Genomic DNA, 12,926 nt, shown 5'->3' on the forward strand with positions numbered 1-12,926 from the left:
GACGTTTTCACCTTGCTCCCTTCCCTTTAATTCCACACGCTGCGGATAGCCGCATCAATATCTATGATCGGCCACACATTTTACAACCTTTTCGGGAAGGGAAAGAGGATTGGCCTGGCGCATGAATCACTGCGCCAGGCTCGCGCGAGCGCTAAATCAGCTTAATAGCTCACCGGCTTAATCACCTGATAGCCGGGTTGGTTAATATATTTTTCCAACACCTGTTCTGACCAATGTTGTTTGGCGACTGGTTGAATCGTCATCGAAACATACTGACTTTTCACACCCAATTTTTCGGTGATAATTTCAGTCAGCGCCTGAGATAGTGCGTCGAGATCGAGACTCTCTTCTGGACCTTGATGAAAGCTCACATTGAGATGCGGCATCGTTTGGGTTCTCCTTATAGTCAGTGATTACGGCAATAGGTGTAATGCGCCATGGCAATCTCTCCAGCCACGCGTGCCGTATTGATTAGTACCGCTTTGTTGGCTTCTGCTGAACGCCCCGCCGTCATCTCTTCCACGGCTTTCATAATGAATTTCGTTACACCATTACCGTTAATACCCTGCAGCTTCGCCTGGGAGATAGCGTTGTCAATGGCTTGCTGAACCTCCTCGCTGTTGATGGCATCCTCTTCACGGGTTGGGGTAGCAATCACCATTCCGGCGGCCCCTGGCAGCGCCCGGTTGATTTCAATCGCACGCGCAAGTTGCGGTGCTGAATCCAGGCGCATTGGACTTTTAAAGCCGCTGTTACGGCAATAGAACGCCGGAAACTCATCGGTTTGCCAGCTGACAAGCGGTACACAATGGGTTTCGAGATACTCCAACGTGAGACCCACATCAAGGATGTTTTTAACGCCGGCACAGATTACCGTCACTTTTGAACGCGTTAACTGGATGAGATCGGCGGAAATATCCATTGATGTTTCCGCACCACGATGAACACCCCCCAATCCGGCAGAGGAGAAGAAAGGAATGCCCGCTAATTCAGCAATCACCAACGACGACGCTACGCTGGTGGCTCCCATCGCACCGGTCGCCAGAATAAACGGCAACTCGCGACTGGAGACTTTGGCTATATTTTTTTGAGTGGCGAAACGTTCTATTTGTTGATAATCCATACCCACCAAAATTTTACCGTTATCGATACCAATAGTGGCAGGAATCGCGCCGCTTATCCGCACAGCCGCCTCGACCTTTAATGCCGTTTCAATATTATCGGGATAATTAAGCCCGTGGGTAATCACATTGGATTCCAGCGCAACAACGGGGTGTCCTGATTCAAGTGCTTGCTTCACTTCGGGTTGAAATTCGAGTTTAAATTCGCTGTTACGCATGCGCCTGTTCCTTACACGGTTGAGTAGTAAATAAGGTGTGAATCAATTCATGGATGCCGTGCTGTTTAAGCACCGCATAGTGATCGACTGATAACTCAATAATGGTTGGCGGTTGTCGACTAAATGCTGGCGCATGCTCTAAAAATGAGTAATGGTCGCCTTGTGCTTTTACAATGGTAACAGACGCGTTGAGTTGGCGATTTTGCAACTCCGGGAATTGATAACTAAACGCATAAGTGGTTTCGACGATGTGAATAATGCGCTCAACCATTTCACGTTGTAACAACGGAAACCGCTGGCAAATAAAGCCAATAAACTCTGCTTTAGTTTTGCAACTACTCAGGCAGCGATCCAGTAACGGCCCCTCAACCTGATGGGCAAATACCGAGAACAGAATGGCCAGAAATACCGGATTATCAAAAGCGGCTTTATGCTCGTATCGTTGTTCTCGCTCCATTTGCGTGATGGGCGCGCCCGGCGCTAATAGAGACAGTGACTCAACAACATCACCTTGCGCTTCGAGTTGCGCTGCGGTTTCAAAAGCCACGCGCGCGCCAAAAGAGTATCCCCAAAGTGTGTAAGGACCGGTTGGCTGTATCGCTTTTATCTGGCGAATATCTTCCAGTGCCATTTGCTGAATGGTTGGCAGTGGTATTTCACCTTCATTTATACCTCTCGCCTGAATGCCATAAAATGCACGCTGATCAGGAATATGCTGCGCCAGTAATTTGAGATTTAACGGATATCCTCCCAAACCTGGCCAGCAGAAAATCGGTTTTTCCGCAAAATCATTCAGTTTGATCAGACGGGAATATTCAACGTCGGATTGAATACAATTTTCTACCGCAGTCGCTAAACCTGCGATATGAGGCGTATGAAATATCACCTGCAGAGGAAGTTTAATATTGAAGGTTTTATTGATGCGATTAACCAGCGCAACCGCAGTTAACGAGTTGCCGCCACCGGTAAAGAAATCGTCCGTGGCAAATACCGCTTCCCATTTCATTACCGCGCACCAAATTTCGGCAATTTTCTTTTCGGTCGCGGATTTAAGCGGCACCCTCTCTTGCCCATCGTCTGTATGCGTTAATTCTGGAAGCGCTTTCAGTGCCTGATGGTCAACTTTGCCATTGGCCGTCTGCGGGAGATTATCCAGGATGATCACTTTATTCGGGATCATATATTTTGGCAGCTGTGCCGCCAGGTCTTCCTTGAGTAGTTCAACTGGACCCTGCATATGAATGCGATCCTCATTCATTCCCTGATGCAGAAACTGCGCCTGGCTGATTGGCCCTCCCACGCAAAAATAGAGGCTCTCCATAGGCAGTTGCTGTTCCGCCAAAATTGCACGCATGCTTATCGCGGCAGGCAAGTCGTTATTACTTTTCGAGCTGTAGCCGGATGACATCAGGCCCAACCGTTGTGTATTCGCTTGTAAACGATGCATTTCACGACCCGCAAGGATGTAATGTTCTTCACGATCGCCGCCATTACACACCACACTGATTCCGAACTGCGCGCGGTCAAACACCCTTTGATTAATCGCGATGACATCCCTTTTCTGCAACATGCTGGTCGAAAGGAAATGCAATTCACCTGCCTGGTACTGATAAAGTCCGGCATCTAAGTCCGGGAGCGGCTGCTGCATTTGTAAATAGAGTTCAGGTTGCACGCGGCTCGCTGCAACCGGTTGATGATCAACGACGTAGCAACCCAGATAATCGTCATCGTGGCTGCCTTGATACCACTCAGGTAATGCGCCGCGTAATAGTGCGGCTTGATGTACATGAAGCCCCAATTCGGGCAGCAACTCGTCAAAAAGACCGAGCATGTGACCAGTTTCCATCTCCAGTACTTCACGCAGATTATTTTTATAAACCGGCTCAATCGCCTGTCGATTACCGACAAAATGCAGCCGGAAAACGGGATCCTTTGTCGGTTGCAATGAGGCAATAGGTAGCAAGCAGTGATGAACAGGATGGTAGTAATAGATCGCGGGGGGTAATCCGGCACAACCCTTTAATTCCAGGTAGAGTTGTGTGGCGTAGAGTGCGCCCGGCGATGCATAGGCGTATTTGGGTAATAACCGCTCATCACTGACAAATTGCCCAAAATTGCGTAACAGCTTGCCCAGTTTATCCAGCGTGAGCGTCGCGAGATTTTCATCTGTGCAGCTCTCTATGGGCTGACGTTGTAAAAGATCGATTAAATCCTGGCGCGTCAGCGACGGTTCGCCGTCAAAAAAACGATAGGTTTTACGACCAAAGGCCGTCGTGCGCTGTTGATGGTCTGAAGCGATATAAGGCAGCGTGATGCTACTGGATAATTGGGCCGCTGATAACATTCGGCAACCCGCATTGGACAACTGCGCTTTCACCTGCAACTTACTCGATTTAGAGAGATGGTGACGATCGTGATTGCCTTGATCCATCAGCGCCGCCTGGCGTTTGTCCAGCTCAACACAGGCGACCAACGTCTGATAACCCGAGCGCGGATCTTGTTGAACCACAACCGCCGCTGTTTTTACCCAGTGATGATTTTCAATTGCCAGGCGAATCTCATCCAGTTCTACCCGATAACCGCGTAGCTTGATCTGATTATCCACGCGCGCCACAAAGTGGGTATTACCATTCGGATCCTGACGAACTAAATCGCCAGTTTTGTATAAGCGATCGTGACCTGCCATTATTTTTCTGGGATTCGGCAGGAATTTTTCATCGGTGAGTTCAGGTCGCTGATAGTAGCCTTTAGCGACCTGCAAACCAGAAATATAGAGTTCACCCGTTTCACCCGGCACGACAGGTTCACCCGCGGGATTAAGCACATGATAAAGCGTATTGGCCGCAGGTTTACCAATGGCGATGGCATCGGGATAAGCAGCGATCAACTCAGGATCCAGCGTAAAACTCGACGCGTTGATGGTGCATTCGGTTGGACCATACAAATTGGTCAATGCAGCGTGCGGTAAACGCTGGAAAAACGCCTGCGCCAGATTGCGAGTCAGAATCTCACCGCCACTAAATACGTGCTTTAACGCACAGCAGTCCTGGAAAAGGGGGTGTTCGACCAGTGCCTGCAACAACGTGGGTACAGATTGCAACACTGTCACCTGCTCGCTAATGAGGGTGTTGATCAATGCATCCGGATCCCGATAGCAATCCTTTGGACCCATAATCACCTGGCTACCAAAGGCCGGTGCCAGAATTTCCCACTGTGCGGCATCAAAACTGGCCGGGGTTTTCTGCAAAATGCGGTCATTGTGGTCAAAACCAAACTGACTTTTTAGCCAGGCCATCTGGTGAGAAATATTCGCATAGCTCACCATCACGCCTTTTGGTTTACCGGTGCTACCCGATGTATAGATCATATAGGCTAGCCGCTCCCGGTGGTGGCACGGGTGGCGAGGAACAGTGGCTGCGGCACTGGCCTGAAGGTCATCCAGCGTGATGATAGTAATCTCTTCTGTCACCATCGCAGCGAGTTGCGCCTTAAGATGCGGCTGGGTAAGTACCATCTTGATGCCCGAATCCTCGATCATATAGCGCAGACGATCGGCAGGATAATCCGGTGCCAGCGGCAGGTAGGCGCGCTCAGCCGCTAGAATGCTCCATGCGCCGCAAATCATCTCAACCGAAGGTTCACAATAAAGTCCGATGTACTGCAATTCGGTATCAATCAACGCGTTGAGTTTCTTTCCATTGCTCCAAATCTGCTGAAAAAAATGACGATAACTCAATGAGTTTTGCGCATCTTTGACCGCAATTTGCTCAGGGAAATGGCGCGCATGGGTTTCAAGCATGGCGAATAAACTTACTGAGTGACTGCTATGACTACGTTCTGAAAAGGATTCTGAAACAGCAGGCGATATTGGGGCTTTGACCGTCATGATAATGTAATATTCCCAGCAGTTATAGTTCACACAAAAGATACTTTTGCAGTTAGCAAAGTCAAGTATCTTTTTGGAAAGATATTTCTTAAAGAGGAATTATGCCGGGAAAAAGGTCAATAAAGGATTAACCGGCCTGGAGTCAGGCCGGTATCGGAACTACTTTTCGTTAGCTAATAACCAGCTACGTAACAGCGATGCCAATTGTTCTCGCTGCTCTTGACTTAACGGATTCAGAATCTCATCTTCATTGGCGACATGTTCTGATATAGCTTTATCTATCAATGACTTTCCTTTTTTTGTCAGGCTCAAGTTACAGCTCCGGCGATCTTCTTCGCTGTAAATCCTTTCAATTAAATCACGCTGAACCAACTGCTCAACCCTTGTACTCATCGCCCCAGAGGACAACATCAATGTTTGGTAGAGTTCTGTAGGTGTCGTCAGCGAATTGAACCGCCTGAGCGCCGCCAGAATATCAAACTCGATAGCGCTCAGATCGTTGTTTTTAAATGTTTTATCGAGCTTCTTATCAACAATTCTGCTCATGCGGCTGATGCGGCCAAGCACGCCCATGGGTGAACAGTCCAAATCGGGGCGTTGTTGCAGCCACTGGACGAGTAATCTGTCTACATGGTCATACTGCATGGTGTTCCTCATAAAAGAAAAAGAGACTTGAAAATGAATTATAGTTGTGTTTATCTTTTTAATGAGTATCTTTTTGAAAAGATACTATCGTGAAAGATATATTCATCTTATCACTCTATTACTGTTTCTCAAGGATCAATAGGACTGACCTATGTCAACACTGCCCAACGTTCACGTGTTACCCGATTCTGCCTGGCTATCCCATTTACATCTCAGGATGCGTAATCGTTCGGCCAACCTGAACACCTTCACACACCATGCAAATCAGGTGATACGTTTGCTGCTGCAAAGCGCCGCACAGCACTTGCCCTACTCTGATGAGATAGTGACCACGCCAATAGGTGATCCTTTTACGGGTAAGGCACTTGTCCGTGATGTCTGTGGGGTATCCGTGATTAGAGCGGGTGAAAGTATGGAGAGTGAGTTCCGCGCCATGTTTCCGCATCAACCTATCGGTAAGATCCTTATTCAGCGCGATAAAGAGTCGAAACTTCCGCACTATCTTTATTCACATTTACCTGCAGGTATTGCTGGCATGAGCGTCATGCTTTTCGAGCCGATGCTGGCTACCGGCGGTTCGCTGCTGAAAGCGATTGATATTCTCAAAGAGAGTGGCGTTGCTATTGAGAATATGATCGTAGTCAACGTGCTTGCTTCCCCTGCGGGTATTCAGCGCCTGGTCGAAACCTGGCCCGATTTGACCATCATCACATCATCGATTGAAAAAGGGATGACGGATTCTGCCTTTATGCGGCCTGGTATTGGTGATTTTGGCGATCGCTACTTTGGCACTTATCCGGGCGTGCATCATGAATAAGTTTGCCACGCTAATAAACATTATGATCACTGCGCTGGCGCCGATCATTTGGGGCAGTACCTATATTGTGACGACGCAGACCTTACCGGCCAATATGCCCTTACTGGCCTCGGTTATCAGGGCGTTATTAGCCGGCATTATTTTATTGCTGTTTTGCCGCGTGCGACCTTACGGCGTTTGGTGGTTAAAAATGGCGGCGTTAGGATTTCTTAATATTGGCCTGTTTTTTTACTGCCTGTTTGCCGCCGCTTATTTTTTGCCTGGTGGTCTGGCATCACTGGTGATGTCCTGCCAGCCAATCATTGTTATGGTTATTGGCGCATCGGTGTTTCGGCATAAGCTCAGCATTATGCATGTGTTTTCCGCGCTGGTTGGTGTGGCTGGCATTGGGCTACTGGTGTTAAACAGCGCCGTTCAGCTTAATACGCAGGGAATTATGGTTGGATTAGTTGGCACCACCAGCATGGCGATGGGCATTTTGCTCACCAAGCATTGGGGACGACCAGCCAATATGTCTTTACTGGCATTTACCGGCTGGCAATTGACGCTAGGCGGTTTAATGTTATTGCCTGCGGCGCTTTGGCTGGAAACGTTTCCTTCTCGACTTACGCTAACCAATATTATTGGCTACGGCTGGTTAAGTCTGGCGGGCGGCGTGTTTGGCTACTTTGTCTGGTTCCGTGGCATTGAAAAACTACCGCCGGTTACCACTTCTTTCCTGGGTTTTATGAGCTCTTTATCTGCTTGTGTGCTGGGCTATTTGATCCTCGGCCAAACCTTCACCCATTTACAGCTGGTGGGATGTGTAGCGATTGTTACGGCTATTTATCTGGCTCGTCCGCGTCATGATAAATCCCAATCACCTGTCGCTTTACCACAAAGAAAGCTGGGCCATTAATTTTCAGTTAGCTTTTTGTATTGAGAGACAATCAATGAATACGCCTCAAACTATTATTATGTTTGACCTCGACGGAACACTTTTTGATACCGCTCAGGCCATCCCTTTAACATTTAATGCAGCTTTTCGCGCATTGGATTTAAAAGAATTACCGCAAGCGTTAATCAGACAGACGATAGGCTTACCATTGGAACAAGCCTTTTCCCAACTAATGCAACTGCCCGTGAACAATTATCTGGTTGAATTAGCTGTTGAAGAGTATCAGCGTCAATTTAAACTCATCATTATTCCCGCTGCCCAATCTTTACTTTTCCCCGGTGTGATTAACGGACTGGAGACACTTAAGCGCCTGGGAATGCGCTTATCAGTGACAACCAATAAATTTTCACACAGTGCCAATACCTTACTATCTGCGGCGCACATCGCCTCACTGTTTGATATTGTTGTCTGTGCGGATGAAGTGCAGCAAAAAAAACCGCATCCAGAATCCGGGGAAAAAATCCTCGATTTTTTCAACGCCAGCAATGCACAAGCCATTATGGTGGGTGATACCACACATGACATTCTCATGGCGAACCATTTGGGATGTAAATCAATTGCAGTGACCTATGGTATTCACGATGAAAACACCTTGCTTACTGCTTCGCCAAATTCATTAGCACATGACTTTACTCAAGTGGTGCAACTTTGCCAACAATACCATCAACAGCAAAATGCTCTCATCAGTCTTGTGTGACTACCAATAGACAACACCGAGGTTATTATGCAGACATTGATCTCAAATTTTCTATCAGCCTATTTTCTGGTGGGATATATCGTCACGGCCTATGTGGTTATCCTTTTTTTTATCACTGGGAAGCATATTTTTTATGGTGTAAAAGGACGCCTTTCCGCGAAATATAAATTTGGCTATGTGATAGCGATGATATTAATCATGCCTGCCCTCTATCTCTTCCTGTTACGAGAAATTGGCATGCTGCATCGCAAATCACTTTCTGATCGATCTCACAGTCTCAGCAAATAGCAAAGATGATGGCCGCGCTGGCCACCATAAGAGACCGAATCCCAGCGCAGTGCACGCTAAAGTCGCAGTGCTGCGCTGTTTTGCACCAGAATAATGCAACTAAAAAAGAAATGGCCCCCCAATCTCTGGCTGCTATGCAAATTCGACGTCACAGCAACTTCTATGATCAGCCACACAATTTACAACCTGTTTACATGACAGCGGTAAAAATCCGTGCAAAGTAGTGTCCAGTGGCAAATGAGATTTATGCCCTGGCACATCAATTGCATAAGCTAATCGATGTCAGCCGCAGCAACCTGACAACCTGTGCGCGTTATTAAATCAATCAAATTGATTTAATAAAACACCCTCTTTTTGCATTAAGGCGGAAAACACTATGAAAATCCGATTCAACCCAGTCATGAAAGGATGTTTTGCAGCGGTTCTGTTAGCCAGCGTGGGCAACGCAGCAGCAGCAACTACGCTGAATGCACTGTTTATGACGCAGGCGGCGTACAGCGAAAATGATATACGCGCCATGACGCAGGAGTTTCAGAAAGCGCACCCGGACGTGCAGGTTAATCTTGAGTTTGTACCGTACGAAGCGCTGCACGACAAAATTGTTGCGGCGCGTGGCGCGGGCGGCAACGGCTACGATGTGGTGCTGTTCGATGCCATCTGGCCGGCAGAATTCACCAAGTTCGATCTGTTGCAGGACGTCAGCAGCCGCATCAGCGCCGACGAAAAGGGGCAGATTTTCCCGGGCGCAATGAACACCGTTGAGTTCAAAGGCAAAACCCTCGGCATGCCGTGGATCCTCGACACCAAATATCTCTATTACAACAAAGCAATGCTGGAGAAAGCCGGTATCACCACCCCGCCGCAAACCTGGCAGCAGGTGATGGATGACGCGCGCATCATCAAGCAGAAGAACATTGTGAAATATCCGCTGATATGGAGCTGGTCGCAGGCCGAAGCGCTGGTGTGCGATTACACCACGCTGGTGTCGGGTTTTGGCGGCAAATTCTATAACAATGACAAACTCGATTTCTCCTCACCGGCCTCGCTGCAAGCGGTGAAGCTGATGAAAAGCTCATTGGATGAAGGCTTGAGCAATCCGGCTTCCCGCGAATATCTGGAAGAAGATGTGCGTAAAGCCTTCTCCAACGGCGATGCGGCATTCGCGCTCAACTGGACCTATATGTACAACATGGCCAACGATCCGAAGCAAAGTAAGGTCGCCGGTCAGGTGGGCATCGTTCCCGCGCCAGGCGATGCGCCGGGTAAATTCGGTGCCGTAAACGGTTCGATGGGCCTTGGCATCACTAAAGGCAGCACGCATGCGGATCAGGCATGGCAATACATTCGCTACATGACTTCACAGCCGGTACAGAACCAATACGCCACGCTGAGTCTGCCGATCTGGAAAAGCTCGTATCAGGATCCGGCGGTGCTGAAAAACCAGGAAAGCCTGATCGCGGCGGCGGATAAGTCGCTTAACGTGATGCTGTCGCGTCCGGAAACCGCCGACTATTCGCGTCTCTCCAACACGCTGCAGCAGCAGTTGCAGCAGGTGCTGGTTGGCAGCGCAACGCCAGATGCCGCGCTGCAAGCGGTAGATAAGAGTGCGGCGCGTCTGCGCTAAGGGGCAACAATGCTGAGTTTGCGTCAACGCGAACAACGGCAGGCATGGGTGCTGCTGGCACCCATGTTGTTGGTGATGCTGTTGCTCACCGCATGGCCGCTGTTACGCACTATCTGGCTGAGTTTCACCGATGCAGCCCTGATTGGCAGCGGTGAAGCGCCGGGCTGGATTGGCTTTGAAAACTACCTGTTTGCGATCACCGATGCGGATTTCCGCAGCTCGCTGTGGCGCACGCTCTATTTCACCGTGGTGTCGGTGGCGATTGAGGGTGTGATTGGCGTGTTGGTGGCGCTATTGCTAAACCAGAAATTTGCCGGTCGCAACCTGCTGCGCGTGCTGGTGATTCTACCCTGGGCGCTGCCAACCATCGTTAACGCCATGATGTGGCGTCTCAATTTCAACCCGGATTACGGCAGCATCAACGCCCTGCTGACGCAGTTGGGGATTATTGATGGCTATCGCAGCTGGCTGGGATCGCCGGATTCTGCGCTCAACGCGGTGATGTTCGCCGATATCTGGAAAAACTATCCGCTGGTGACCTTGCTGGTGCTGGCGGCACTGCAATCGATTCCCGACGATCTGTTTGAAGCCGCACGGCTGGATGGCGCGTCGGCGTGGCGGCGTTTTCGTGCCATCACTTTCCCGGCGATTGTTGGCCCACTCAGCGTGGCGCTGGTTCTGCGCACCATCGACGCCTTCAAAATCTTCGACATCATCTACGTGATGACACGCGGCGGGCCGGTCGATAGCACCAAAACCCTGAGTTTCTACGTTTATCAGGAGTCGTTTAGCTACTTGCGGGCCGGCAGCGGCGCGGCTTACGCCATGTTGATGACCTTGCTGTGCGCGGTGCTGATCACGCTTTACATGTTGTTACTGTGGCGGCAGCGCCGCAAAGGAAGCGCTCATGAAGGTTAAAATGCGCCATGTTGGCAAATACGCCGCTGCGCTATTGGTGGCGTTTTCGGTGTTAGCGCCGATGGGCTGGCTGTTTTTGATGAGCGTCAGCGCCGCTAGCGATCTCACCCGCGTGCCACTCGAGTGGCTACCGCGCCAGTGGGATTTCACCCGCTACGGTAAGTTGTTGTCGCTGGAGCCAGGCCAGCCGGGCGTGCTGTTCTTGCATGCGCTCGGCAACAGTTTGTTAGTCGCCACAGGCGCGACAATCATCTGCTTGCTGCTGGCGATTCCGGCGGCGTTCAGCTTCTCGCGCTATCGCGGGCGCGACGGCTGGCTGTTTGCCTCACTCGCCATCTATATGGTGCCGCCGGTGGCGTTCGTGCTGCCGCTCTACTTCCTGTTGCAGCAGTTCGATCTGCTCAACACGCGGCCCGGATTGATTATCGTGTATTGCTCGCTGATTCTCCCATTCCTCACCTGGATGCTGAAAAACCAGTTCGATACGCTGCCGCAGGATATTGAACAGGCGGCGCGCCTTGATGGGCTGCGTGTCTGGCAAGTGCTGCTGCGCATTACGCTGCCGCTGGCAAAGCCGGTGTTGGGTGCCGCCGCGCTGTTTGGCTGGCTGCTGGCGTGGGACGAGTTTTTCTATGCGCTGCTGTTTACCAGCAACATCGCCGCACAAACCTTGCCGGTCACCATTGCCGGATTCACCGCCGGGCGCGCCACCGATGATGGCTTGATCGCTGCCGTCGGCATTCTGGCGTCAGTGCCACCGCTGTTTATTGCCATCTGGCTGCAAAAGACGCTGGTCAGCGGCCTTGCCAGTGGCGGGAGTAAAGGATGATGGAACATAAACTCACCGCCACGCTGTATGTGGTGGGCAATATTAATGTCGATTTGATCATGGGCACGTTGGATAACTGGCCGCAGCGCGGTACCGAAGTGATGCTGAATCACAGCGAACTGCGTCCGGGCGGATCGGCAGGCAACTGCGCGCTGGCGCTGGAAGCGATGCAGGTGCGCCATCGCGCGGTGGCTAATCAGGGCAACGATGGCCTGAGTGCCTGGCTGGCGAGTCATTTTCCGCACAGCGCCGCGCACTGGACGCGCTACAGCTGCGAAACCTCGCTTACGGTTGGCGTGACGCATTCGGATCACGAGCGATCCTTCCTGAGTAATCTCGGCCACATCGTGCAACTCACCGCGCAGGATGTGCTGGATCAGCTGCCTGCTCAAGCGGCTAACGGCGATATCGTGCTGCTGTGCGGCACCTTTTTGTGTCTGCATCTGTATGACGAATATCCGGCGCTGCTTTCAGAGTTACAGCAGCGCGGTTTTATCACCGCCGTCGATACCGGCTGGCCGCCGCAGGGCTGGACGGACGAGGTGCGCCAGCAAGTCACGCAATGGCTGCCGCTGTGCGACTGGCTGCTGCTCAATGAAGTGGAAACGCTGGGATTGGCGGCGAAAGACGAGTTGCCTGCCAGCGCGCACATGCTGGCGCAACAGCTGAGCGGACGCGGCGGCTGCGTGGTGAAATGCGGCCCCAAGGGCGCGCGTTGCTGGCAGGCCGAGCATGCAGTGAGTCAGCCAGCGCGTCCGGTCACGGTGGTGGATACCATCGGCGCGGGCGACAGTTTTAACGCTGGATTCCTCACCGCCCTGCTGCATCAGCAAGATCTCACCACAGCTTTGCAATGGGGTATTTCGGTGGCGTCACTGGCTATCAGCACCTTGCCGCGTCGTTATCCTGACTGGCATCAACTGCAACTTTCCCAGGAGTTTTAAAT

Annotated in this window: 11 protein-coding genes; 7 read left to right on the forward strand and 4 right to left on the reverse strand. The window is 50.8% G+C overall.

The window, feature by feature from the left end; all coding sequences use genetic code 11:
- Positions 1 to 161: 161 nt before the first annotated feature.
- The 4 genes from RTM06_RS01145 to RTM06_RS01160 form a co-directional block, all read right to left on the reverse strand.
- Positions 162 to 386, reverse strand: coding sequence for a tautomerase family protein (locus RTM06_RS01145; protein ID WP_256698492.1), 225 nt, complete (start codon positions 384 to 386; stop codon positions 162 to 164).
- Positions 387 to 406: 20 nt separating this feature from the next.
- Positions 407 to 1,339: a pseudouridine-5'-phosphate glycosidase gene (locus tag RTM06_RS01150; protein ID WP_312179334.1), complete on the reverse strand. Its 933-nt coding sequence runs from the start codon at positions 1,337 to 1,339 to the stop codon at positions 407 to 409.
- Entirely contained in the window at positions 1,332 to 5,225 is a 3,894-nt protein-coding gene (locus RTM06_RS01155) for an amino acid adenylation domain-containing protein (RefSeq protein WP_312179336.1), read from the reverse strand. Before RTM06_RS01155 ends, RTM06_RS01150 begins: the two co-directional genes overlap by 8 nt.
- 159 nt (positions 5,226 to 5,384) lie before the next feature.
- Complete coding sequence (locus RTM06_RS01160; protein ID WP_256698490.1) at positions 5,385 to 5,870, reverse strand: MarR family winged helix-turn-helix transcriptional regulator; 486 nt, start codon at positions 5,868 to 5,870, stop codon at positions 5,385 to 5,387.
- Positions 5,871 to 6,021: 151 nt separating this feature from the next.
- On the opposite strand from RTM06_RS01160, the gene upp reads away from it, so the two are divergent.
- From upp to RTM06_RS01195, 7 genes are all read left to right on the forward strand, one after another.
- Positions 6,022 to 6,687: a uracil phosphoribosyltransferase gene (upp, locus tag RTM06_RS01165; RefSeq protein WP_312179339.1), complete on the forward strand. Its 666-nt coding sequence runs from the start codon at positions 6,022 to 6,024 to the stop codon at positions 6,685 to 6,687.
- Entirely contained in the window at positions 6,680 to 7,585 is a 906-nt protein-coding gene (locus RTM06_RS01170) for an EamA family transporter (protein ID WP_312179341.1), read from the forward strand. Before upp ends, RTM06_RS01170 begins: the two co-directional genes overlap by 8 nt.
- Before the next feature lie 34 nt (positions 7,586 to 7,619).
- Complete coding sequence (locus RTM06_RS01175) at positions 7,620 to 8,321, forward strand: HAD family hydrolase (RefSeq protein WP_312179343.1); 702 nt, start codon at positions 7,620 to 7,622, stop codon at positions 8,319 to 8,321.
- Positions 8,322 to 8,985: 664 nt separating this feature from the next.
- Positions 8,986 to 10,233, forward strand: a complete 1,248-nt coding sequence (locus RTM06_RS01180; protein WP_312179345.1) for an extracellular solute-binding protein — start codon at positions 8,986 to 8,988, stop codon at positions 10,231 to 10,233.
- Positions 10,234 to 10,242: 9 nt separating this feature from the next.
- Entirely contained in the window at positions 10,243 to 11,151 is a 909-nt protein-coding gene (locus RTM06_RS01185; protein WP_008108071.1) for a carbohydrate ABC transporter permease, read from the forward strand.
- A complete protein-coding gene (locus RTM06_RS01190; protein WP_008108069.1) occupies positions 11,141 to 11,980 on the forward strand; it encodes a carbohydrate ABC transporter permease in 840 nt (279 codons plus the stop codon). Before RTM06_RS01185 ends, RTM06_RS01190 begins: the two co-directional genes overlap by 11 nt.
- A complete protein-coding gene (locus tag RTM06_RS01195) occupies positions 11,980 to 12,924 on the forward strand; it encodes a carbohydrate kinase family protein (RefSeq protein ID WP_265302204.1) in 945 nt (314 codons plus the stop codon). The genes RTM06_RS01190 and RTM06_RS01195 overlap by 1 nt, the downstream gene beginning before the upstream one ends.
- The last annotated feature ends 2 nt before the right edge of the window (positions 12,925 to 12,926 follow it).

Source organism: Pantoea sp. CTOTU46764 (assembly GCF_031974595.1).
Lineage (GTDB): Bacteria > Pseudomonadota > Gammaproteobacteria > Enterobacterales > Enterobacteriaceae > Pantoea > Pantoea trifolii.